Source organism: Methyloceanibacter methanicus, from assembly GCF_001723285.1.
Taxonomy (GTDB): Bacteria; Pseudomonadota; Alphaproteobacteria; order Rhizobiales; family Methyloligellaceae; genus Methyloceanibacter; species Methyloceanibacter methanicus.
The window spans coordinates 14,105-37,922 of sequence record NZ_LPWG01000014.1; the positions used below are offsets into that span (position 1 = coordinate 14,105).

Annotated in this window: 16 protein-coding genes and 1 pseudogene; 14 read left to right on the plus strand and 3 right to left on the minus strand. The window is 61.7% G+C overall.

Going from position 1 to position 23,818, the window contains the following annotated elements; translation table 11 throughout:
* Positions 1-53: 53 nt before the first annotated feature.
* From AUC68_RS13795 to AUC68_RS13805, 3 genes are all read right to left on the minus strand, one after another.
* Positions 54-1,043, minus strand: coding sequence for an efflux RND transporter periplasmic adaptor subunit (locus tag AUC68_RS13795; RefSeq protein WP_158008323.1), 990 nt, complete (start codon positions 1,041-1,043; stop codon positions 54-56).
* A 58-nt stretch (positions 1,044-1,101) separates the two neighbouring features.
* A complete protein-coding gene (locus AUC68_RS13800) occupies positions 1,102-4,494 on the minus strand; it encodes an efflux RND transporter permease subunit (RefSeq protein ID WP_069438202.1) in 3,393 nt (1,130 codons plus the stop codon).
* 362 nt (positions 4,495-4,856) lie between these two features.
* Entirely contained in the window at positions 4,857-5,750 is an 894-nt protein-coding gene (locus tag AUC68_RS13805; protein ID WP_069438203.1) for a LysR family transcriptional regulator, read from the minus strand.
* Between the two features lie 135 nt (positions 5,751-5,885).
* Here AUC68_RS13805 and AUC68_RS13810 point away from each other — a divergent pair, with 135 nt between their 5' ends.
* The 14 genes and pseudogenes from AUC68_RS13810 (at position 5,886) to AUC68_RS13870 (ending at position 23,712) form a co-directional block, all read left to right on the plus strand.
* Positions 5,886-6,761 (plus strand): SMP-30/gluconolactonase/LRE family protein, encoded by an 876-nt coding sequence (locus AUC68_RS13810; RefSeq protein WP_069438204.1) that lies wholly within the window; start codon positions 5,886-5,888, stop codon positions 6,759-6,761.
* A gap of 35 nt (positions 6,762-6,796) precedes the next feature.
* Positions 6,797-8,515 (plus strand): PQQ-dependent sugar dehydrogenase, encoded by a 1,719-nt coding sequence (locus AUC68_RS13815; protein ID WP_244500537.1) that lies wholly within the window; start codon positions 6,797-6,799, stop codon positions 8,513-8,515.
* Positions 8,516-8,697: 182 nt separating this feature from the next.
* A complete protein-coding gene (locus tag AUC68_RS13820) occupies positions 8,698-9,753 on the plus strand; it encodes an efflux RND transporter periplasmic adaptor subunit (RefSeq protein ID WP_069438205.1) in 1,056 nt (351 codons plus the stop codon).
* Between the two features lie 2 nt (positions 9,754-9,755).
* Positions 9,756-12,851, plus strand: coding sequence for an efflux RND transporter permease subunit (locus tag AUC68_RS13825; protein ID WP_069438206.1), 3,096 nt, complete (start codon positions 9,756-9,758; stop codon positions 12,849-12,851).
* Positions 12,852-13,443: 592 nt separating this feature from the next.
* A complete protein-coding gene (locus AUC68_RS17895) occupies positions 13,444-13,911 on the plus strand; it encodes an RrF2 family transcriptional regulator (protein WP_069438445.1) in 468 nt (155 codons plus the stop codon).
* Between the two features lie 159 nt (positions 13,912-14,070).
* Entirely contained in the window at positions 14,071-15,093 is a 1,023-nt protein-coding gene (locus tag AUC68_RS13835) for a sulfate ABC transporter substrate-binding protein (RefSeq protein ID WP_083240755.1), read from the plus strand.
* A gap of 8 nt (positions 15,094-15,101) precedes the next feature.
* Positions 15,102-15,857: pseudogene (gene cysT / locus AUC68_RS17205) on the plus strand (sulfate ABC transporter permease subunit CysT); the annotation flags it as partial.
* An 84-nt stretch (positions 15,858-15,941) separates the two neighbouring features.
* A complete protein-coding gene (gene cysW, locus AUC68_RS17210; RefSeq protein WP_069438447.1) occupies positions 15,942-16,826 on the plus strand; it encodes a sulfate ABC transporter permease subunit CysW in 885 nt (294 codons plus the stop codon).
* 84 nt (positions 16,827-16,910) lie between these two features.
* Positions 16,911-17,945 (plus strand): sulfate/molybdate ABC transporter ATP-binding protein, encoded by a 1,035-nt coding sequence (locus AUC68_RS13845; RefSeq protein WP_069438448.1) that lies wholly within the window; start codon positions 16,911-16,913, stop codon positions 17,943-17,945.
* A 67-nt stretch (positions 17,946-18,012) separates the two neighbouring features.
* The gene (locus tag AUC68_RS13850) at positions 18,013-19,758 is read left to right on the plus strand and encodes an SLC13 family permease (protein WP_069438207.1); all 1,746 of its coding nucleotides are present in this window, start codon (positions 18,013-18,015) and stop codon (positions 19,756-19,758) included.
* Between the two features lie 177 nt (positions 19,759-19,935).
* Positions 19,936-21,288: an OprO/OprP family phosphate-selective porin gene (locus AUC68_RS13855; protein WP_083240759.1), complete on the plus strand. Its 1,353-nt coding sequence runs from the start codon at positions 19,936-19,938 to the stop codon at positions 21,286-21,288.
* Between the two features lie 419 nt (positions 21,289-21,707).
* The gene (locus AUC68_RS13860) at positions 21,708-22,340 is read left to right on the plus strand and encodes an RBBP9/YdeN family alpha/beta hydrolase (protein ID WP_069438209.1); all 633 of its coding nucleotides are present in this window, start codon (positions 21,708-21,710) and stop codon (positions 22,338-22,340) included.
* 10 nt (positions 22,341-22,350) lie between these two features.
* Positions 22,351-23,361, plus strand: coding sequence for a sulfate ABC transporter substrate-binding protein (locus AUC68_RS13865; protein WP_069438449.1), 1,011 nt, complete (start codon positions 22,351-22,353; stop codon positions 23,359-23,361).
* 147 nt (positions 23,362-23,508) lie between these two features.
* Positions 23,509-23,712, plus strand: a complete 204-nt coding sequence (locus AUC68_RS13870; RefSeq protein WP_141701294.1) for a hypothetical protein — start codon at positions 23,509-23,511, stop codon at positions 23,710-23,712.
* The last annotated feature ends 106 nt before the right edge of the window (positions 23,713-23,818 follow it).

Here is a 23,818-nt window from a genome sequence, read left to right on the forward strand (position 1 = left end):
CTCTTCACCAGTCAGCCAAGGATGTCGGGAAGGCCCCAGCGCGCTAGCTCGGCTCACCTCACCACGCGCTCTCCCTCCTTCAGTCCACTGAGAACCTCCCTGCGGCCATCATCGGAGAGTTGTCCCGTCGTGACCATACGCTGGCCGATCTGTCCGTCGCTTGCCACGGTCACGAACTCCAGCTGGCCGATGCCCTTCACAGCATCCGCAGGCACAAGAAGCCGGGCGCGTTCACCTGCCGGAACCGCTATGCGGGCAAACATGCCAGCAAGTGCGGCCGTATCGCTCGGCAGGCGAACCTTCACGAGGAGCGTGCGTGCGCCAGGCTCGGCATAGGGGACGATCTCGTCAATTTGCCCCGACAGTGTGTCCTGAAGGGCCGGTATCTCGACCCGCAAGACATCGCCGGTCTTCAGGTTCAACGCCAAAGACTCGCGTACCGGCGCCTCGACGCGCAGCGCCAGGGGGTCGTAGAGCCGCAAAAGCGATTGGCCCGGTGTGGCAGTATCACCGGGTTCCGCCAGCCGGTCGACCACTCGACCTGCGACCGGAGCCAGAATCTCCGTGAAGGACAAAGCCGTCTGCGCCTCGTTGAGGTCTTGCTTCAGGCGATCGACCTGAGCCTCGGCAACCCGCAGATTGGACACCGCTTGATCGAAACGTTGTTGCGTGGAAACCCCACGCTCCAGCAGCTGCTCAGTGCGGGTAAGCTCTTGGCGGGCGAGGTCACGTTGGGCTTCGCCCGCCTTGAGCGCCTCGCGCGCCTGCTGCACGCGGGCCATGAGGTCGCGCGCGTCAAGGGTTACCAGGATATCGCCCTTCGCGACTTCGTCGCCCGCCACGACGTGTACGTCCTCGATCCGTGCCAGGATGCGTGCCGCAACGGTCGTCCGCCGCGCCGACTCGACGGCACCGCTCGCCCACTCGACCGAGGCGCAAGCACCCGCTCCACGACAGCCGTCTTGGCGCCGCTCGGGAGTTCGACGCCGACGGTCTCGATCTCTCCAGGTGGGATCTTCTCCTCGAACCAGCCGGAAAGCCACGCGACAGCGAGCAGAATGCCAACAAGGATAACGAGTCCCGGAACCGCTTTGCGAAGGGTCATTGGGCCATCTCTTTGTTGCCGCCCGCGGGCAGGCCGTGATTGGGTTTGTCGCGATACACCAGGAAATAGGTTACGGGCACGACGAGAAGCGTGAAGGCAGTCGAAACCAGCAAGCCGAAAATCAGCGCCCAGGCAAGGCCGGAGAAGACCGGATCAAGCGTGATCGGCACCGCCGCCAGCATTGCCGTTCCCGCGGTCAGCAGGATCGCTCGAGTCCGCACCGCGCCGGCCTGGAGCAGGGCTTCCCGCAAATTCGTCCCGCGCGCCAGGGCGATATGGAGAAATTCAATCAAGAGGATCGCGTTACGCACTGCGATGCCTGAAACCGCGATCATTCCGATCATCGCGGTCGCCGTAAAGAACGTGGGGTTCAGGTAACTGCCGATCGGACCGCCGCTCAGGGCATTCAACAGCCAGAAGCCGGGCATGATGCCGATCAGCGTCAAGGGGATCGAAATCATCAGGATCAGCGGCATCGCGTAGCTCGCGGTCTGATAGACGAGAATGAGGTAGATGCCGATGAGCGCCACCCCGAAGGCGATACCGAGATCGCGGAAAACGTCGACGGTAATCTTCAACTCGCCTTCTCCGATCCACCGCACTTCGATCCCCGGCGGCAAGGCCCAGGGAAGGCCGCCACCGTTGACGAGGTACGTGCGTCCCAAAAGCGGCCGCGGCTTGCCGCCGGGTTCCGCCGCGTTTGTGCTTCCAAGATCGGAGACCACATCCGCGACGATTGCCGCCGGCGCGCGGCCAACAGACTCGGCATAGACGAACGCGACGGGTTTCAGATCCTTGTGGTAGATCGCCTTCTCGTTCGAAAGCGTGTGAAAAGCGCCCAGTTCACCCAGTCGAACGATGGGAACCGGCGCATCGCGGACGCCGCCGCGTTCGCGTATCTTGGCGATGCCGGCCCGGCCCTTGACTGTCATGCCCCGCAGAGGTGCAAGTCCGGAACGCGTATCGCGAGGCAGCCGCAGGCGGATATTCAACGGTTTCGCCTCGCCCGGCTCATGCATCCGGGCGGCATCGTAACCCGAGAGCGCCATCGTGACCGTCTTGGCGACATCCTCCGCCGCCACGCCCGACAGCGCCGCCTTCTCCTGGTCCACCACGAACAGATAGCGTTCCGAGTCGTCCTCCACGGTCGTGTCCACATCGGAAACGCCCGGCTCGGCGCGCAGCCGTGCTTCCACGGCGCGCGCTGCCTCCCGCACCTTTGCGTAGGGTGTTCCCGGCGCACCGTAGACCTCCGCCGTCACCGTAGCCAATACGGGCGGGCCAGGCGGGACTTCGATGACTTTGATACGCGTCCCTTCAGCGCCGGCGATCCCTTCCAGATCCTTGCGCAGCCTCAGCGCAATCTCGTGTGACTGCATCTCGCGGTCACGCTTGCCCACGAGGTTCACGCGAATGTCCGCCACGTTCGCGCCATTGCGCAAATAGTAGTGTCGAACCAAGCCGTTGAAATCCATCGGCGAGGCAAGTCCGCTGTAGAGCGTGACGTCCGTGACCTCCGGCGCGCGCCGCAGGACTTCCGCCAAGCGCCGGGCGATGGCATCAGTCCGTTCCAGGGTCGTGCCTTCCGGAGGATCGATCAGGACCTGGAGTTCGTTCTTGTTGTCGAAGGGCAGCATTTTGAGCGGGACGGCCCGCATCGCAGCGAGAAACGCCGCCCCGAGGAACAGGGCCAGAGTGAGCGCCAGAAGCGTCCACGTCTTCGCGCGGCTGTCGAGCAATGGTCCGAGCGTCGCGGCGTATGCACGATAGAGCCTTGGGGGAATCTCCGCCCCTTCCTCGGCGTTGCTTTCTCCCGCGGTGCCCTTCAGCATTCTGTACGCGAGCCAGGGCGTTATGGTGATGGCGACCAGCATCGACATGAGCATGGCGACCGGGACGTTAAGCGCCATCGGCCGCATGTAGGGGCCCATCATTCCGGTGATCAGCATCATCGGTAGAAAAGAGACGATGACGGCGAGCGTGGCCATCACGATTGGCGGAAGGACCTCATTGACCGCGGAGCGAACCGCATCCAGTGCGGACTGCCTCCTCATGGCGAGGTGCCGGTGGATGTTCTCCACGCCGACAATGGAGTCGTCGACAACCAGACCAAGCGACAGGATCAACGCGAACAACGTGACGCGGTTGATGGTGTAGCCCGCCCCGTAGTTGATTATCAGAGTCAGGGCAAACGTGATCGGCACCGCCGCTGCGACGACCAGGCCCGCGCGCCATCCCAGACTGTAGGCGATCAGCCCGACCACGATGACGATGGCAACCGTGAGCGCCTCAAGCAGTTCGTTGACTTTGTCATTCGCAGTTTCGCCGTAGTCGCGCGTGATGCGATAGTGCACGCCTTCCGGAAGATGCGTCTTGGCAAGCTCGGCCAGGCGATCCCTTATTCGCTCGGAAACCCAGACCGCATTTGCGCCTTTCTGCTTGGCGATCGCGATGTGCACGGCGGGAAAGAAGTCATCCCCGATGTCGTTGCCGCCGTCCGCGGGACCGAAGCCGATCCAGCTATAGCTCGTCCGCTCCTCCGGCCCGTCAACAACGCGGGCAACGTCCCGCAGAAGTACGGGCGTTCCGTCGACGACGTTGACGACCGTATTCTTCAGCTGTTCCGCGTTGCTGAAGAGCCTGCCCGCGTCAACCGTGAAATTCTGGTCAAGATAGTCGAAGCTGCCCGCCGGCTGGCGCACATTGGAGACACCGAGAGCGTAGGCAACATCGAGTGGAGAGGTGCGCCGCGCAGACAATGAGTCGGGCTGGAGTTCGACCCGAACGACACGGGGCCGGCCTCCGACTATTTCGGTGCGATTCGTATCTTCGATCGCCTGAAGCTCGATCTCCAACTCTTCGGCGATACGCCGGAGCGCATGATCGTCGACTTGATCGGGCCGTTCGCTCCATAAGGTCGCAATGACGATCGGCACATCGTCGATCTCGAGAGGCTTGACGACCCAGCTGGTGACATCGGGAGGGATCGAATCCGTGTTGGAGAAGATCTTGTTGTAGATCTTGACGAGGCTGGCCTCCCGATTTTCCCCGACAAAGAAGCGCACCGTGACGATGGCCCGTCCGGGATACGAGGCCGAGTAAACATGCTCGACACCGTCGATCTGCATGAGGAGCTTCTCAAGCGGCGTCGCGATTTGCCGCTCGATTTCTTCCACCGGCAGGCCGGGGGCGGAGACGACGACGTCGGCCAACGGCACGACGATCTGCGGTTCTTCCTCGCGGGGCGTCAAATAGATGGCGGCGGCGCCGGCAATGAGCGCCACGACGATCAAGAGCGGTGCAAGGTTGGTCCGCAGAAAGAGATCAACGACGCGCGCAAAAAATGACGGAGAATCGCCCTTTGTCGGTTCGGAAGACGGCGCGTCCATGTCGAATCAACAGCACTCCCAGAGCACGTGAACAGCCCGACTCCGGCTGTTCGCCAGTTCCGTTTACAGGACCTAGCTTATTATGCGCTGGGCGGGCAATGCATTGCCAAAGATTCACCTAGGGATTGTCGATGTCATGGGCCTGATTGTCCGAATGTCCGCTTGGGGTCAAAGGCTGACGCAAAATTAGCCCGCGGCACGACGGATTCTTGCCAGAAGCAGTCATCAGGTCCGTGGTCCTGAATGCCTGCTCAACATCAATCCGGGAAATTCGGTCAGGCGACGTCAGTCTTCAGACTTATAGGCAGACAGGCCCATGTAGGCAGACAGGCCCATGTCCCGTCGACGGCCAATCTGCCTGCTCAGTCCCGGTGGCGCAGCGCATCGACCAGCAGGGTAAAGGCCGAGGTGGGTTGCCTGCGGCTTGGGAAATAGATGCGGTATCCGGGCCAAGGCGGGCACCAATCTCCAAGCACCCGTTCCAATCGTCCGTCGGCAAGATGAGCCCGAACCATGTCCTCCGGCACATAGGCGAGACCGAAACCGGCCAGGGCGGCCTCGAGAACGGGGAAGACGCTGTTGAACACAAGTTGCCCGTCCACGCGCACGTTCGTCTCGCGGCCACCTTTCTCGAATTCCCAGGCATAAAGACCGCCGTGGGCGACAAGGCGGAGATTGATGCAGTTATGGTCGACCAGATCATGCGGCCTTGTCGGCCTTCCCCGCCGCGCGAAGTACGACGGCGCACCGACCACCGCGGATCGGAGGTCGGGTCCGATGCGCACCGCGATCATGTCCTTTTCTACCTGTTCTCCGAAGCGAATGCCTGCGTCAAACCGATGGGCGACGATGTCGGTCAGGGCATTGTCGACGGCGATCTCGACCTGGATGTCGGGATAGCTTGGCAAAAAGGCCGAAAGCTTCGGCCATAAGAGCCAGCGGACGGCGTGATCGCTTGCGGTGATGCGAATGGTCCCAGTGGGTTTATCACGAAGCTCACTCAGGGCCTCCAGCTCGGCCTCGATCTCATCGAACCGCGGCCCGGCGGAACGCAATAGGCGCTCTCCTGCTTCCGTCGGCGCGACACTCCGTGTCGTCCGGGTCAGCAGCCGAACGCCAAGTCGTTCCTCGAACGCCCGAATAGTGTGGCTCAACGCCGATTGAGAGACCCCGAGCTTCGCCGCCGCCTTAGTGAAGCTGCGCTCTCGGGCGACGGCGAGGAAAGCCGGAAGGTCGTTGACGTTCTGGCGGCTCATTTATGAATCCATCTCATAAGACTATGCAAATTATACGACCTAATACGAGCCGGGGGCACGGTTTATCTAAGACCGAGAGACGATGCGGTCGCTCGCGCTGCACCCCCGCCAAAATTACCAATCAAGGAGCACTGAATGTCGAGAATCAGGACCCTTCTGCTCGCGGTCACTTTGATGTCCGTGGTGAGCGTTCCTAGCCTCTGCTTGGCTGCCGAATGGAAGGAGGTTTGGCGTACACAAGGCTTGCAGCAGCCCGAGTCCGTCCTGTTCGACCCTGAGCGAAACGTCCTCTACGTGTCCAACATGGTAGGCGGTCCCACGGACAAGGACGGGAACGGCTACATCGCAAAGCTGTCGCCTGACGGAAAAATTCTCGAGGCGGAATGGGTGAAGGGACTGAATGCCCCGAAGGGGATGGCGGTTCGCGGAGACCGGCTCTATGTCGCGGATATCGACCGGCTTGTCGTCATCGACATCGGCAAAGGAGATATCTCCAAAGTCTACGAAGCACCGGACGCCAAGTTCCTCAACGATGTCGCCGTGGACAAAGACGGACGCGTCTTTGTCTCGGGGACGCTCACCAACACGATTTACGCGCTCGATGGCGACACGTTCGGCGTATGGCTGAGCAGTGACGATCTCGCTGGTCCGAACGGGCTCTACGCTGACGACGACAGATTGATCGTGGCGTCTTGGGGCAAAGGCGAGATGATGTCGGCAAAGCCCGACCATCTCAGGACCATCGACCTGAAAAGCAAAGAAATCGCCGCTCTCGGCGATGGCACGCCGATCGGCAATCTCGATGGCCTCGCACCCGACGGCAACGGGGGCTTCCTCGTGACTGACTGGGTGGCCGGCGCTCTGTTCCAGGTCGAACCGTCCGGAAAGGCGGAGAAACTGCTCGATCTCAACCAGGGAACCGCGGATCTCTCTTACCGAAGTGACGAGAAGCTCGTGATGATCCCGTTCATGAAAGACGGCGTTCTCGCCGCGTACCGTCTGGAGCAGTGAATATGATGATGCACACTGACCGAAGCCCAAGAACCATGAGCAGTGTAGCCCTGGGTCTCGCGCTCCTCGTGTCGGGCTGGACGACCGCTCATGCTGAGGATCAGCGTTGTCCTGAGCCCGCAGACATAAGCTTGCCTGAAGGATTTTGCGCGACGATCTTCGCGGACAAGCTTGGTCACGTCCGTCAGCTTGCCGTGTCGCCCGAAGGCGTCGTCTACGCGAATACCTGGAGCGGTGTCTATTACCCGAACGACCCCGCTCCAGAGGGCGGCTTTCTCGTCGCGCTGAAGGACACGAAGGGCACCGGCAACGCCGATGTGATTGAGCGGTTCGGTCCGTCCTCCACGTCCGGGGTCAAGGGCGGTACCGGCATCTGGCTCCACAAGAACTGGCTTTATGCGGAGAGCGACGACCGCGTCGTCCGCTATGAACTGAAAGGTGACGACATAAAGCCGTCAAGTGATCCAGAGACGATCTTGAGCGGCATGCCGCTGACCGGCGACCACCCGATGCATCCCTTCGCCATCGACGATGATGGCAATCTGTTCGTCACAAGCGCTTCGGCAACCAATGTTTGCGAAGTGAGCAACCGCATGCCGCATTCGCCAGGGAACGAGCCCTGTACGGAGCTTGAGACGCGCGGTGGGGTCTGGCGCTACGACGCAAATGAGACAGGACAGGTCTTCTCGCCGAAGGAGCGCTACGCGACCGGCATTCGCAATGCGGAGGGCTACGACTTCGACTCGGCCGGGCGCCTCTATACGACCCAGCACGGCCGGGACCAGCTCCACGAAAACTGGCCGGAGCTCTACTCGCAGGCGCAAGGCTTCGAGCGTCCCGCCGAACAGGTCATGGTCTTGAAGGACGGGGCCAATTACGGCTGGCCCTTCTGCTACTACGATCCGGAGCAGAAGAAGCTTGTGCTTGGGCCCGAATATGGCGGCGACGGCGGCAAGAAGGTGGGTCCGTGCGGTCAGTACGAACCGCCGGTCGCGGTCTTTCCTGCGCATTGGGCGCCCAATGATCTCAATATCTACAAAGGATCGCAATTTCCGAAGGCCTATCACGGCGGTGCCTTCATTGCGTTCCACGGCTCCTGGAACCGGGCGCCGGGTCCCCAGGCCGGATACAATGTCGTGTTCCAGCCGTTCGCCGATGGCGAGCCTTCCGGCGACTACGTGGTCTTCGCGGACGGATTTGCCGGTGAGAGCAAGGAGCCGGGCGGGGCCGCGCATCGCCCGTCAGGGCTTGCGATCGGGCCGGATGGTGCTCTCTATATCGGGGACGACAAAGGTGGCCGCATCTGGCGCGTGACCTACAAGGGCGATCCCGATGCCCAGATTCACGCGGCGCCTGAGCCGCCAGCCGAGGCCGCAGCCTCGTCTGACGGGACCCTCCCGCCAGAGGTCGTGCAGGATGGGATCGCCAATCTTCCGGTGCCGCCCGGAGCGACGCGCGAGCAAATTGCGCTCGGCATGACGATCTTTCACGGCAAGGCTGCGGGAGCGACCTGCGCGGGATGCCACGGCGCCAATGGCATCGGGACACCGGTCGGACCTGACCTGACGGGCGGGACGTGGCTTTGGGGTGACGGCACGGTTCAGGCCATCACCGAAACCATCAGGCACGGCGTGCCGAAGCCGAAGCAACATCCCGGCGCAATGCCTCCTTTTGGCGGCGTTTCTTTGTCGGATGACAATCTCGCTGCGGTTGCCACCTATGTCTGGGCAATCGGGCACGCCAAGCAAGAGTAGTTGAACGAGACAGTCTCGAGGGAACTCACGGATACGAGTTCGACGCAGTGCGCTGCCGAACTTCCCTTCGATACGAAATCATCCGTCGTCCATGTCGCTTGGGCATCGCGGACGCCGAACCCGCAATCGGGCTATTAAATGCCGTAATAGTGGTAAAATATATCGGCTGGTGAGGGATCCAGATGTCGCAGAGCCTTGGTTTTGCAGCGCATTGCATTGTGGCCGCCAGCCTGCTTTTGGCGGCCACGGCCGTGCCGGCCGATGGTGCGGATCAGAGCATCGATGGGGAGGCGGTGAGGGTCGAGGTGGCTGTCGTCGTCGCCGGGCCCCTCAATGAGCAAGTCACTGCCGTCGGCACGCTCCTGTCTGATGAAGCGGTTACGATCAGCTCGGAGATCCCAGGGCGCCTGGAGGCTATTCATTTCGAGGAGGGGCAACCCGTCAAGGAAGGCGCCCCGCTCTTCAGCCTCGACGACTCTGTCTACAAGGCCCAACTGGCCGATGCGGAAGCGAAGCTCAAACTCGCCGAGCAGACCTATCAGCGCACGACCAAGTTGTTCAGCAGCAAATACGCGACGGCCCAATCGGCCGATGAAGCGTCCTCAAATCTCGCGGTGACCAAGGCGGCGGTCGAACTAGCGCGCGTCCAACTTGAGAAGACGAGGATCGTGGCCCCGTTCTCCGGGATCATCGGACTTCGCCATGTCTCTGTCGGTGAATACATCACCGCGGGGCAGGCCCTGGTCAATCTGGAGGCGATCGATCCGGTAAAGGCCGACTTCCGGGTTCCGGAAAGGTTCCTGCCGGCGATCAAGGTCGGACAGAATATCCGGCTCCGAGTCGATGCCTTTCCGAAGGAGACGTTCAACGGTCAAGTCTCCGCCATCGACCCTCGGATCGATGTCTCTGGGCGGAGCTTGCTGGTGCGGGCTAAGGTGCCCAACGCCGAAGAGCGCCTGCGCCCTGGCCTTTTCGCGCGGGTGACGGTGCTGCTCCAAATCAAGGAGGATGCCCTGACCATCCCCGAGCAGGCTATCGTGCCCCAAGGCGACGATCAGTTCGTCTACAAGGTACAGGACGGTAGAGCCGCGCTGACCAAAGTGAGCGTCGGTATGCGCCGCTCCGGCCAGGTCGAGATCCTCGAGGGCCTAAAGGTGGGCGACGAAGTCGTCACCGCCGGCCAGATCAAGCTGCACGACGGGTCACTCGTATCAGTCGTCACCAGCACCGGTGCCTAGGCGTGACGCTTTCAGAACTCTCGATCAAGCGGCCGGTCTTCGCCACGGTTCTCAGTCTTGTACTGGTTCTCGTGGGGCTTGTGTCCTACCAGCGATTGAGCGTCAGAGAATATCCGGCCATCGACCCACCGGTCATTACCGTGGAAACCACATATCCGGGCGCGAGCGCGGCCATTGTCGAGACGCAGGTCACGCAGGTTCTCGAAGATTCACTTGCCGGAATCGAGGGCATCGACTTCATCACCTCGATCAGCCGCCAGGAATCGAGCCAAATCACCGTTACCTTCAAGCTTGATCGCAACCCAGACTATGCCGCGGCGGATATCCGCGACCGGGTCGGGCGCGTGCGCGGCCACCTTCCGGAGGAGATCGAGGAGCCCATCATCCAAAAGCGCGAAGCCGACGCGCGGCCGATCCTCTATCTCGCCTTCTCAAGCACGAACCACTCCGCGCTCGAGATCACCGATTACGCCGATCGTTACGTCAAGGATCAGCTGCAAACGCTGAATGGCGTCGCCGAAGTCAGACTCTTCGGCGATCGCGCCTATTCCATGCGTCTCTGGCTCGATCCCGAGCGCCTCGCCGCATATCAGCTGACCCCGCAGGATGTCGAGAATGCGCTTCGGCGCCAGAACGTCGAAGTGCCTTCGGGCCGTATCGAGAGTCTGCAGCGCGAGTTCACCGTTCTGGCCGAGACGGATCTGCGCACGCCCGAGCAGTTCAACGATCTCATCATCAAAGACGCCAACAGCTATTTGGTGCGCCTGAGGGATGTCGGCATGGCGGAATTGGGACCGCTCGACGAACGCAGGATCGTACGCTTCAACGGAAAGCCGGCGATCGCCGTCGGCGTCATCAAGCAGGCCACGGCAAACCCGCTGGAAGTCTCCGATGCGGTCAACGAGATGCTGCCGACGATTCGGAGTTCGCTTCCGGAGGGCATGCAAGTCCGCGTCGCCCACGACAAGTCCATCTTTATCGCCGAGTCGATCAAGAACGTTTACACCACGATCGGCGAGGCCATCGTTCTTGTCATCCTCATCATCTTCCTGTTCCTGCGCTCTATTCGCGCGACGCTGATCCCGCTCGTGACCATACCGGTCTCTCTGATCGGCGCCTTTGCGCTGATGTATGCGTCCGGCTTCTCCATCAATACATTGACGCTGTTGGCGCTCGTGCTGGCCATTGGCCTCGTCGTGGACGATGCCATCGTCATGCTCGAGAATATCTACCGGCACGTCGAGAACGGCATGCCGCCTGTCAAGGCAGCGCTCCTCGGAAGCCGGGAGATCAGCTTCGCGATCATTGCAATGACGATCACGCTGGCGGCGGTCTACGCGCCGATCGGGTTCATGACCGGCCTCACCGGACGTTTGTTCACGGAGTTTGCCTGGACGCTTGCGGGCGCGGTGATCGTGTCGGGCTTCGTCGCCCTCACGCTCTCTCCGATGATGTGTTCGAAGCTTCTAAAGCAGCAGACTCACCACAATCTCGCCTACCGCATCATCGAGCGCTTTCTGGATGGGGTTTCCCGGCTCTATCGCTCCCTGCTCAAAGGCGCACTCGCGATGCGCCCTCTCGTATTGCTGATTGGTCTGGCCGTTGCCGGTTCGAGCTACTTTCTGTTCGCCAATCTGAAAAGCGAGCTTGCACCGGTCGAAGACGAGGGGAGGATCAACGTGAACTTCCGCGGGCCCGAGGGCGCGACGATCGAGTTCACGGACGAGTATGCTCGCCAGATCGAGGACATAGCTCTTTCCGTGCCAGAGGCGGATCGCGTGTTCGTTGTGTCAGGCAACCCGACGGTGTCTCAGGGCCGCGTCATCCTGCGCGTCAAGCCTTGGGACGAACGCGAGCGTTCCCAGCAGGAGATCGGCAGATCCATCGCACCGGCCGTGTCGGCTGTGACCGGCGTCATTGCGTATCCGAGCAACTCTCCCCCCCTGGGTCAAAGTTCGCGTTCGAAGCCGATCAATTTCGTCATCCAGACGTCCCAACCCTATAGTGAGCTTCAGAAGAACGTCGATGCGCTGCTCGAGCACATCCGGGACTTCCCCGGTCTCGTCGACGTCGAAAGCGACCTAAAGCTCAATTCGCCCCAGCTCGACGTGTCCGTCGACCGCGAGAAGGCAGCCTCAATGGGCATCGAGATCGAAACGCTTGGGCGCACGCTCGAGACCATGCTGGGCGGCCGGCAAGTGACGCGCTTCAAGAGGGAAGGCCAGCAATACGATGTCGTCGTGAAGGTGGCGGATATCGATCGCGAAAACCCCGATGACATGCGTCGGATCTATGTGCGGGGCATGGACGGCGCCATGACGCCGCTGTCGAACCTAATCACCATCAAGGAGACCGTGGCGCCGAAGGAATTGAACCACTTCAACCAGCTTCGCGCCGCCACCATTACAGGGCAACTCGCGCCCGGCTATTCGGTGAGCGATGGATTGGCCTACCTTCAAGAAGCAGCGGACAAGGTGCTGCCGCCGACAGTTCATATCGAATATGCGGGGGAATCGCGCGAGTTCCGCGAGGCAAGCGCGAACATGTACCTCACCTTCATGCTGGCGCTCGCGTTCATCTATCTCGTGCTGGCCGCCCAGTTCGAAAGTTTCACGGACCCTTTGATCATCATGCTGACGGTGCCGCTGTCGGTAACCGGTGCTTTGCTGGCGTTGTGGTGGAGCGGCGGCACGCTGAACATCTACAGCCAAGTCGGGCTCGTCACCCTTATCGGGCTCATAACGAAGCATGGAATTCTCATCGTGGAATTCTCGAACCAGCTTCGAGGTGGGGGGAGCCCCATCCATGAGGCCGTGATTGAGGCGGCAGCCTTGCGGCTTCGGCCGATCCTCATGACGACAGGTGCGATGGTGCTTGGGGCCGTCCCTTTGGCTGTTGCCACGGGCGCTGGCGCGGAGGGGCGCCAGGATATCGGCTGGGTCATCGTGGGCGGTTTGCTCGTGGGTACACTCTTCACGCTGTTTGTGATCCCTGTCGTCTACACGTACTTGTCCCGGCGAGAGTTCATCGAATTCGACGAGACAGCAGGCTCCGCGCACGTCCCGGGGGCGGCGCAACAGCCGGAAGCGGCGGAGTAGGACGGGAAACAGCGGAAGCTTTCTTCCCGGCCGAGTTCCGCTGTGGAGTCAGAAGCAGGCATGACCCACTGCTTCAGTAATGTCCGGTGTTTCGGAGGTTGCGGACATTCACTGAGACGTGAGGGGCGTTTCGCGTTGCTCAGAGAACTTTCCCTGTTCAAGTTCGACCGTTCCCTGTTCCGTCCGGCAGGGAATTTCACTCGCAATCCGTTGGGAGCACTGGCCTTCGGCCCTGCTCGATGGCCGCACTTGGAACTGATTCCCTGTATCTTCCCGGAGATCGGGGAATTGGGCCGCAGGCGACGTCGACACGTTGCTTCTCGACAAGACCGGCGCGATCTTGCTCGGGAACCGGGGGGCCACCGAGTTCCTCCCCGTGGACCCGCCGCCGGCCGGCGGCGTTGCGGCGGGGGCAGGACTCCATCAAGACGAGATGGCTGCCAAGCTTGCCAATCGCGAGGACCTCGAGTCCACAGGCGTTAGGAACGGTGTCGCGCTACCGCACGCACGCATCGCACGCGACGGCGCCCCCTTGCTTTTCGCGGTAAAATCTATTAGCTCAGTAGAGATTATTCGATCTTTACCGCGACCAATGATTTCTCAGAAAGCCAGATACGCGCTCAGAGCTCTCGTGGCGCTGGCACGCGCCGACGATTCCATGATGATCGCGGAGATCGCCGACCAGCAGCAGATCCCGCGCAAGTTCCTCGAACAAATCCTGCTGGACCTCAAACATCAAGGCATTGTGGCGAGCCGCCGGGGCCGGTTCGGCGGTTACGACCTGCTGATGCCCCCGGACCAGATCACCTTTGGCCGGGTCCTGAGGATTGTCGACGGGCCGATCGCGCCGCTGCCATGCTTGAGCCGGATGGCTTATAAGCGTTGCGCGGACTGCAAGACCGAGGCGACGTGCGAGATCCGGAGAGTCTTTGCGCGGGTCGCCGAATCCGCCCGCGATGTCCTGGACCGAGTGACCATCGCAGAAGCCATCGACGGCAATTGGGACGAGAGCTCCCTGGCCGAGCAGCCGGCCGGCGCCGCCGCCGGTAAGCGCGCCTGAGGCCACAGCCCGGCCTTGCCGTTGGGAACCTTTTTCGCCGAGGCGACGTTCCGACGAAATTTCCGTTCTCAGGAAGGAAGCGAAAATGGTCGATCTTCGGCTTGCTAAACTCTACTGACTAGATAGAGTTTTCGGATATTGTGAAACGGAGGCAAGTCCATGAACACATACATCCGCATTTTTGCTACCGCCGCGGCCCTCAGTTTGACCGCTGCGGCCACACCGTCCCTCGCGGACACGACGCTGCTCAACGTGTCCTATGACCCGACACGGGAACTCTACAAAGAGGTGAACGCGCAGTTCGCCAAGGAGTGGAAGGAGAAGACCGGGGAAACCGTGATTATCGAGCAGTCGCACGGCGGATCCGGCAAGCAGGCCCGGGCGGTCATCGACGGTCTCAAGGCGGACGTCTTGACGCTCGCGCTTGAAGGGGACATCGACAAGGTCGCCGAGACCGGGCTCATCGATAAGAATTGGCGATCCCGCCTTGCCAATTCCAGCTCGCCCTATACCTCGACGATCGTCTTTCTGGTCCGCAAGGGCAATCCGAAAGGGATCAAGGATTGGGACGATCTCCTCAACGACGGTGTCGAGGTGATCACGCCGAATCCGAAGACCTCGGGCGGGGCACGTTGGAACTATCTCGCCGCTTGGGCCTACGCCGACGAGAAGTTCGGCCACGACGAGGAGAAGAACAAGGAGTTCATCGGCAAGCTCTATAAGAACGTGCCGGTTCTCGACACCGGTGCACGCGGCTCGACCACGACCTTCGTCCAGCGCGGCATTGGCGACGTGCTTCTGGCTTGGGAGAACGAGGCGTTTCTCGCACTCAACGAACTGGGTGAGGACAAGTTCGAGATCGTCGTTCCGTCGCTCTCGATCAAGGCCGAACCGCCCGTGACCGTCGTCGACAAGAACGTCGATGCCAAGGGCACGCGCAAAATCGCCGAGGCCTATCTCGAGTACCTCTACCGGCCGGAAGTGCAGAAGGCGATCGCCAAGCACTACTACCGTCCCGCCGAGCCCAAATATGCCGATGCGAAAGACCTCGAGCGCTTTCCGGACGTGCAGCTTGTGTCGGTGGACGATCCGCTGTTCGGCGGGTGGAAGGAAGCGCAACCGAAGCACTTCGCTGACGGCGGCATCTTCGACCAGATCTATCAACCCAAATCCACGAACTGAGCGAACACATGGCCACCGTCAACGGCCTTGCGTTGAAGCGGCCGAGCGTCATTCCCGGGTTCGGGTTGGCGCTCGGTTTCGCCTTGACCTATTTGGGCCTGATCGTCCTCATACCGCTCGCGGCCATGGTGCTGAAGGCGGCAACTCTCGGCTTCGCCGGCTTCTGGGACATCGTCGTAAGTCCGCGCACGCTCGCGGCGCTGCGCTTGAGCTTCGTCACGTCTCTGGTCGCAGCCAGCATCAACGCCATCTTTGGCGTCATCATCGCCTGGGTTCTCGTCCGCTACGACTTTCCCGGCAAACGGTTGCTCGACGCGTTCGTCGACCTGCCCTTTGCCCTACCCACCGCCGTTGCCGGCATCGCACTAACGGCGATTTACGCGCCGAACGGCTGGATCGGGAGCTGGCTGGCCCCGCTCGGCATCAAGGTCGCCTACACGCCGCTCGGCATCCTCGTGGCCCTGATCTTCATCGGCCTGCCGTTCGTGGTGCGCACGGTCCAGCCTGTCCTCGAAGAGTTCAGCCGCGAGATCGAAGAGGCGGCCGCGACTCTCGGCGCGCGTCGGGACCAGACGATCGTACGGATCATCCTGCCGGCCCTCGTACCGGCCATCCTCACCGGCTTTGCCCTTGCTCTGGCACGCGCCGTCGGGGAGTACGGATCGGTGATCTTCATCGCCGGCAACATTCCCTATGTGTCGGAGATCGCACCCCTTCTCATCGTCATCCGGCTCGAGGAGTTCGGCTATGCCGAAGCGACCGCTATCGGGACGGCCATGCTGCTGATCTCCTTTGGCCTGCTCCTGTTCATACATTTGGTCCAGCCTGGCGGCGTAGGAGATTCGGCAATGACTGATGTTTCGCTCACGCCAGTGTTGCGGCCCGGAAATCACGGAACGGAAGTGACCACGGAGCGTTGGCCTGTCCGCGCGCTTCTGATTGGCGTTGCCGTGGTGTTCCTCGCGCTGTTTCTCTTGCTGCCGCTCGCGGCAGTCTTTGTCGAAGCGTTCCGGGTTGGGGCAACGGCGTATTTCGACGCCATTACCGAGCCCGATGCGTTGGCTGCCGTCCGGCTCACTCTGCTCGTCGCCGCCATCGCCGTTCCCGCCAATCTCGTGTTCGGTCTTGCCGCCGCGTGGGCCATCGCCAAGTTCGAGTTCCGCGGCAAGAGCTTTCTCAACGCGCTTATCGATCTGCCGTTCTCCGTGTCGCCGGTGATCGCGGGTCTCATCTACGTGCTGCTCTTCGGCGCTCAGGGCTATCTCGGGCCCTATTTGCAGAGTCACGACATACAGATCGTGTTCGCGCTTCCGGGCATCGTTCTCGCGACGATCTTCGTCACCGTTCCCTTCGTCGCACGTGAGCTCGTTCCCTTGATGCAGGAGCAAGGCACACAGGACGAGGAGGCGGCCCTATCGCTCGGCGCCAGCGGCTGGCAGACCTTCTTCAAGGTGACGCTTCCGAACGTACGTTGGGCGTTGCTGTACGGCGTCGTGCTGTGCAACGCGCGTGCCATGGGAGAGTTCGGCGCCGTATCGGTGGTCTCGGGCCACATCCGGGGCAGAACCAACACGATGCCCCTGCATGTCGAGATTCTGTACAACGAGTACAATTTCGCGGCCGCCTTCGCGGTGGCGTCTCTGTTGGCGCTTCTCGCACTGCTCACCCTCACCATCAAAGTTACCTTGGAATGGCGCTACGCCGACCAAATCGCCGCCACTCGCCGGCACTAGGAGACGATCATGGACGCTTGGGCTTCGAAGACATTCGATCAATCGCCACGCCAACGGGGTGGGGACCGTCACGAGGATGCGCCGGTGGATGTAACAGTCGAGAACGTCATCCGCACGTTCGGAACCACGGCGGCACTGCATGGCGTGTCGCTGGATATCCGCGCCGGCGAGTTGATCGCGCTGCTTGGACCGTCGGGATCAGGCAAGACGACGCTACTTCGCATCCTGGCCGGTCTCGATGTGCCGACCTCAGGGCGTGTGCTGTTTGACAGTGCCGATGCGCTGAGTCTGACCGTCCAGGAGCGCAATGTCGGCCTCGTCTTTCAGAGCTACGCGCTCTTCCGGCACATGACCGTCCTGGAGAATGTCGGGTTCGGACTGCAGGTCCGTCCGAGGTCTCGACGGCCCAGTCGCAGCGAGATCAAGAGGCGCGCGCTCGAATTGCTCGATCTCGTGCAACTCTCAGGGCTCGAAAAGCGGTATCCCACGCAGCTGTCGGGCGGCCAGCGCCAGCGCGTGGCGTTCGCCAGGGCGCTTGCCATCGAGCCGCGTGTGCTCCTGCTGGACGAGCCGTTTGGGGCGCTCGACGCCAAGGTTCGCCGGGATTTGAGACGCTGGCTTCGCGAGATCCACGACCGGACCGGCCACACCACGGTCTTCGTCACACATGACCAGGAAGAGGCGCTCGAACTCGCCGACCGCATCGTGGTCCTGAACAATGGCCGGATCGAGCAGGTTGGTACGCCCGACGAGATCTATGACGCGCCGAACTCGCCGTTTGTCTTTTCCTTTATTGGGGAATCGAGCACCCTGCCGGTGCGCGTGAAAGGCGGCAAGGTCTGGTTCGACGATCGGCGCCTTGACCTGCCGGTCCGTGATCTCGCCGACGGGCAGGGTCGGCTCTTCCTGAGACCCCACGACGTCGAGGTCGTCGCAGACGACCGCGATGCCATCACGGGCGTCGTCACAGCGGTCCGGCGTCACGGCGGATCGCGCCGCTTTGAACTTGGGGTTGGCGAGACGCAGGAGCGCATTGAGGTCGAGCTTCCCTCACTGGCCGAGCAGACGGTGGGAAGCAAGATCAGCGTTCTTCCACAGCGATGGCGCATCTATCGGTAGCGGCTGCTGGGCTAATCGCTTCACGGTATCGGGCCCGGAACGCCTTGCCAGGGGAGGGGATCGTCCATTGACCTTTGCCCAATCGGCCACACTCGTTTTGCTGTTGGCTCTGCTGGTTGCCTTTGCGGTCGACCGGTTCCGGATCGAGATTGTGGCCATCGCGGGGTTGGCCGCAGGCATTTTGCTCGGCATCGTACCTTTCGGGAAGGCGTTCAGCGGTTTTGCGAATCCGGCGGTCATCACCGTCGCGGAGATCCTGATGCTCGTCGGGCTGATCTCCCGCTCCTTTCTGATGGACAGAGTGGCCCGGTGGCTGGCCCCGTTCGCGACGTCCGAGCTGTCGACGATCGCACTCGTCTGCGGCCTCGGTGCGGTGACCTCGGCCTTCATGAACAATATCGGAGCCTTGGCGCTCTGGGTGCCGGTAGCCCTGTCGCTTTGCCGGTCGAGCGGCGTGGCACCTGGCAATGTGCTGATACCGCTCTCCTTCGCCACGCTTCTCGGGGGAACCTGCTCGCTCATTGGCACGCCAGCCAATCTTGTCGTCTCCGGCTTTCAGATGGAGGCCATTGGCCAGCCGTTCGCATTCTTTGAGCTGGCCTGGGTCGGCGTTCCCATTACGGCGATTGGCTTGGTTTGGCTCGTATCGGCGGCGCCCCAGTTGCTGGCCGGACGCGGTCTGCGCAAGCCGTCCCAGGATCTGGAACAATCCAGGCAATTCTTCACCGAGCTTCAGGTGGTGGATGGATCGCCTCTTCTGGATTTGTCCATCGCGGAGGCGGAAAGGCAACTTCGCGGCACCATCTATTCCCACCTCCGCGACGGGCATCACCTGTTCGGCAGCCGCAAACATCACCTCATCCGTGCCGGCGACGTGTTGCTGATCGAAGCGGACGCGCAAGCCATCAGCGAAGCAAGCCACTTGCGCAAAGCCGACTTGTCCCTACCGGACGGACCGGAACCGGGGGATGCCTGGGTCGAGGCGATTGTCCTTCCGCACAGCACGATCGTGGGGTCGACCGCGCATACGATGGAGGCGTTCTCCAGCAAAGGAATTCGGATCGTTGCGATGGCGACGCGCCTGCAAAGGATCGAGGGACGATTGGCCGACCTTCAGGCAAGGGTGGGGGACATTCTGCTGCTTCGCGGGGACCCCGAGGCCATTGCGCAGGCCCTGGACGAGACCGACTGCCTCCAGTTGACGCCGAGAACGAACCTGACCGGCAGCAATCAAGGATGGCGAAGTCTCATCGCATTCGCTGGCGCGATCGCGCTCGCCGGGACCAATCTGGTCCCGCCCGAGCTCGCGTTCGGCGCGGCGCTTCTCTTTCTGGCCCTTGGAGGCGATCTCGACTTGCGAGCCGCCGTCAGCGAGCTGAACTGGCCGATCCTCATCATGCTCGCGGCGATGATTCCCATCGGCGATGCCGTCGCATCGACGGGTCTCGCCGACGTCGTTGCACAACGAGCCGTGGCCTCAATCGGATCGACCGATTCCATCGCTCTCATCGCAACCGTCCTCGTCACCGCGCTCGCCATCACGCCGTTCGTGAACAATGTCTCGGCGGCTGTGGCGCTCGCCCCGATCGCGGTGGCCATCGCGCAGACCTCGGGAGTCTCGCCGGAACCTCTCCTTGTTGCCGTTGCCATCGGCGTTTCGCTCGATTTCCTGACTCCCTTCGGCCACCACAACAACACGCTGGTGATGAGCATCGGGAACTACAGGTTCGGCGATTTTCCGCGCGTGGGTCTTCTTCTGACGATCTGCACCGTGATTCCAGCCATCGTCCTGATCCAGTTCGCCTTCGGCTGATGTTTTTGAGGCGGGGGTCCGCCGGCTCCCGCGCTCAAAGAGAGAAATGGTTTTCCACGACACGGCCAACAATTAGAAACCTCGCCGCTTGAATAACACGATAATATCGGTAGAGTTTTAGGACATTAGTCTACCGAACAAGAAAGTATCGTAATTTCAAACTGATGGAGCGGGGATATGAGGCAGGGACTAGAGAGGACGCAGGACCGTTTGTTGACCGGGGAACTCAAGAAATCCGGTCTTTTTTTGTTTGCGGGCGCGAGTGCGCTCGCACTCTTCGTTTCGGCCGTGCCGGCTGCCAACGCCCAGTACGTGACGAAGCAGGAATTCGACGCATACAAGAAGTCGCAGCCTGAAGTGACCTGGAAGGGTGCGCCGCGGATTTCGAGCGAGGACGGCAAATTCCAATTCAAGGTTCGCGGGCGCTTGAACGTCGACTATGACGGCATCGACCAAGACGAATCGATCACCGGCGACCCGGACGTGAGCTCTGTCGAACTGCGGCGTGCGCGTATCGGCGTCGAGGGTGTCGTGTTCTACGACGTGGCCTACAAATTCGAGGTCGATTTCGCCGGCGACAACACGTCCGTGAAGGATGCGTATCTCAGATATACCGGTCTGCCCGTCGACATCACGATCGGTAACTTCAAACCCTATAATTCGCTCGATGAGCTGATAAGCGGAAACTACATCACGTTCATGGAGCGTGCGGCTTTCGTCGAGGCGTTCAGACTCGATCGTCTGATCGGTTTAGGTCTGAGCTACGACGAGAACAAGCACTGGACTCTGTCGGCCGGTGTCTTCGCGACGACGCCGGAAGGCGATCAGACCGAGTTCTACGAAGACGGCACCACGTTCTCGTCACGACTGACGGTTGCCCCTATCAACGAGAAAGGCAAGGTGGTGCATCTCGGTGCGAGTGTCCGCCAACGCGATGCCGCCGGCGATCCGCGCAATGACGCTGAGAATCTCTTCCGATACCGTGCGCGCGGCGCCGACCTACACCTGGCCGACCGCTTTATCGCGACGCCCTATATCGGCGAGTCGGACACGTTCTGGGGCCTGGAAGGCGCGGTTGTACTGGGCTCCTTCTCCCTGCAGGGCGAATATTCGCAAAACAGGGTCGAGGTCGCCCCGGGCATCGCGAACGCGGATCCGACCTATACCGGCTGGTACGTCGGCGCGAATTGGTTTCTGACCGGCGAGTCTCGCCCTTACAAGAACGGCGTGTTCGGGCGCGTAAAGGTCAAGGATCCGGTCTTCGACGGCAGCGGCGGCTGGGGCGCCTGGCAGATCGCCGGCCGGTATGACGTGCTCGACCTATCGGATCAGGCTGACAAAATCACGGCCGGCGGCGTCGTCACCTGCTCGGCGTGCGGCGAGCAGGTGACCTGGCTCCTCGGCGTCAATTGGCATCTCAACGACTACACGCGGCTCATGCTCAATGTGAATCAGTCCGAGATCGACGGGGGCGTGAATGACGGTGCCGAGATCACGGGCGTGGGCATGCGCGCCCAGGTGGATTGGTAGGGTCGCCACCTGCTCTACCAAGCGTCGGCTTCTCTGTCCCTGGCGAGGCTGACAACAAGGGCTGCCCCTAGCGGGCAGCCCTTTCCATTTTGGGGGGGCTCATCGTGTGGGAGGAGGCTGACACGTCGCCGCCAATCTCTGGGTGACGATAGTGCGCTCAGCTACCGGAATGGTCCGCGGCCCCGACCGACCCGCGCCACGTCGCGTTGTCTTCCGGGGATCGTCCGGCAGTCGCAGCAAGCAGTCGAAGCCAACGGGCTGCCGTTCCATCAAATTGAGAAGCCGCGAAAAATAATCTACTAAATCTCTACCGATTTAGTAGTATATACGTCGACGGACACAGCCTGGTCCGCCTAGCCTTCGTGTCAGTCCGGGGGCCGCAGAGCCGGTCCCCTGGCGCAGATCATGAGGAGGACCACATGGCAAAGAAGTTACTGATCCCTGGCCTCGGCGGTTCGGAGCAGGGCCATTGGCAGCAATGGTGGCTGGCATGCGACCCCGCCGCGAGCATTGTCGCGCAGCACGATTGGGCCAATCCTGATGCTTCGGCCTGGGTCGATCGACTCGCAGCCGCAGTGAGCGAAAATCCGGACTCCATTTTGGTCGGACACAGCCTTGGGGCTACGCTCATCCCCCTCCTGGCGCGGGCCCGGCCGCAATTGAACATCCGGGGCGCTCTGATTGTCGCGCCTGCGGATGCGGACGAGAGCGCCGCTCTGCGCGAAATAGCCCCGGGTTTCGCCCCGATTCCCGACGCACGTCTTCCGTTCCCCTCCATCGTCGTCGCCAGCACGAACGATCCCTATCTGCGGATCGAGCGGGCGACGAAGCTCGCAAGGGCCTGGGGCGCGCAACTCGTTCACGCCGGGGAAGGCGGGCACATCAACGCCGCGAGCGGCTATGGGCCGTGGCCACGCGGGTTGGAACTCGCTGCCCGACTGCTTCGGAACGCGCCGCACGTCGCACGCTTCCGCCTCCCGCACGTCAGACAGAAATCGGGTTCCCACGTCGCGCCTATCGAGCGCGATGCGGCACCCCATCCCGCACAATAAGGAGCAGACCATGCAACACCAGCACCTCATCGGCATGGCACTCGCCGCCGCCTTCACCCTCACCACGGTCCAGGCAGCCAAGGCACAAACGTCGATCCTCAATGCGTCGTACGACGTGTCGCGCGAGCTCTACAAGGAGATCAATCCCAACTTCGTAGCTGACTGGAGGGCCAAGACCGGAGAGACGGTGACGGTCGATCAGTCCCATGGCGGGTCGAGCAAGCAAGCGACGTCGGTGCTCCACGGTCTGGAGGCGGACGTAGTGACCATGAACCAAGCCACGGACATCGACATCCTCGCCGAAGGCGATTTGGTTTCGAAGGATTGGCGCGAGAAGTTCCCGAACAACGCATCGCCCTACACCACAATTTCCGTGTTCCTGGTTCGCAAAGGCAATCCGAAGAACATCAAGGACTGGAAAGACCTCATTCGCGACGACGTTCAAGTCATCGTGCCCAATCCAAAGACGTCCGGTAACGGCCGTTACACCTATCTCGCCGCTTGGGGAGACACGTTGCTCAAGGGTGGGACCGAGGCCGATGCGCGGGCATTCGTGACAAAGCTGTTCGAGAATGTGCCGGTTCTCGACGGGGGCGGACGAGGGGCGACCACGACGTTCACCCAGCGCGACATTGGCGACGTGCTGGTGACCTTTGAGAACGAGGCGATTCTCATCGGCAAGGAGCTGGGCTCGGACAAGTTCGACGTGGTCTATCCCTCGACCAGCGTGGAAGCGGCCCCGCCGGTTGCGGTGGTCGATACGGTCGTCGAGAAGCATGGGAGCCGAAAGCTGGCTGAGGGCTATCTGACCTACCTGTACACGCCGGCGGCGCAGGAGGTGATCGCAAAGCAGAACTTCCGGCCGCGCGATCCCGGTGTCGGAAAGAAGTACGCCTCGAAATTTCCCGAGATTGAGACCTTCGATGTCGAACAACTCATCGGGCCATGGAGCGAAGTCAAGAAGACCCACTTCGCGTCCGGAGGCGTGTTCGACGAACTCATCGCACCGAAGGGACAGTGAGTGGGTTGTTGGCGTTGTCCAACTGCGAGGGATGTCTCGATCCTCGCCAACGATGGTTACCACGCCTGCCGTTTGAGTGACTCGTGTGAGGGCAGGCGGGTCGAGTGCGGAATGGAAGCCCATTTTTGTCGGAAAAGGAGAAGCGACATGTTCATTGCAGAGCGTAAGCGACAGCAATCGGAGCTGTGCCGTCGACTGGCCCGGCTGGCGGACGACGGCGAGGTGCAGGCCCGTCTCATTCAGACCGCCCACGATTATCTCGCGGAGGCAGCGTATGGCGGGCCCCGGCTTGGCGATGCGCAGCTGGTAGACGCCCGTGAGCAAGCCACGCTGAACCTTGCCTACGACTAAGGAGCGTTAGGAGCGTGTCATGAAACACTGGTCTCGCGACGAACTCAAACCGGTGGCGCGGGTGGTTTGCTCACAGAGCCTCTCCAAGAGACAACGCCTGTTGAGG

Bases quoted from the DNA above. Each gene is read 5' to 3' on its own strand.
- AUC68_RS13865 (WP_069438449.1), top strand. From the start codon at position 22,351: ATGCAACACCAGCACCTCATCGGCATGGCACTCGCCGCCGCCTTCACC.
- AUC68_RS13810 (WP_069438204.1), top strand. From the start codon at position 5,886: ATGTCGAGAATCAGGACCCTTCTGCTCGCGGTCACTTTGATGTCCGTG.
- AUC68_RS13870 (WP_141701294.1), top strand. From the start codon at position 23,509: ATGTTCATTGCAGAGCGTAAGCGACAGCAATCGGAGCTGTGCCGTCGA.
- AUC68_RS13815 (WP_244500537.1), top strand. From the start codon at position 6,797: ATGAGCAGTGTAGCCCTGGGTCTCGCGCTCCTCGTGTCGGGCTGGACG.
- AUC68_RS13855 (WP_083240759.1), top strand. From the start codon at position 19,936: ATGAGGCAGGGACTAGAGAGGACGCAGGACCGTTTGTTGACCGGGGAA.
- AUC68_RS13860 (WP_069438209.1), top strand. From the start codon at position 21,708: ATGGCAAAGAAGTTACTGATCCCTGGCCTCGGCGGTTCGGAGCAGGGC.
- AUC68_RS13820 (WP_069438205.1), top strand. From the start codon at position 8,698: ATGTCGCAGAGCCTTGGTTTTGCAGCGCATTGCATTGTGGCCGCCAGC.
- AUC68_RS13800 (WP_069438202.1), bottom strand. From the start codon at position 4,494: ATGGACGCGCCGTCTTCCGAACCGACAAAGGGCGATTCTCCGTCATTT.
- AUC68_RS17895 (WP_069438445.1), top strand. From the start codon at position 13,444: ATGATTTCTCAGAAAGCCAGATACGCGCTCAGAGCTCTCGTGGCGCTG.
- cysW (WP_069438447.1), top strand. From the start codon at position 15,942: ATGACTGATGTTTCGCTCACGCCAGTGTTGCGGCCCGGAAATCACGGA.
- AUC68_RS13835 (WP_083240755.1), top strand. From the start codon at position 14,071: ATGAACACATACATCCGCATTTTTGCTACCGCCGCGGCCCTCAGTTTG.
- AUC68_RS13805 (WP_069438203.1), bottom strand. From the start codon at position 5,750: ATGAGCCGCCAGAACGTCAACGACCTTCCGGCTTTCCTCGCCGTCGCC.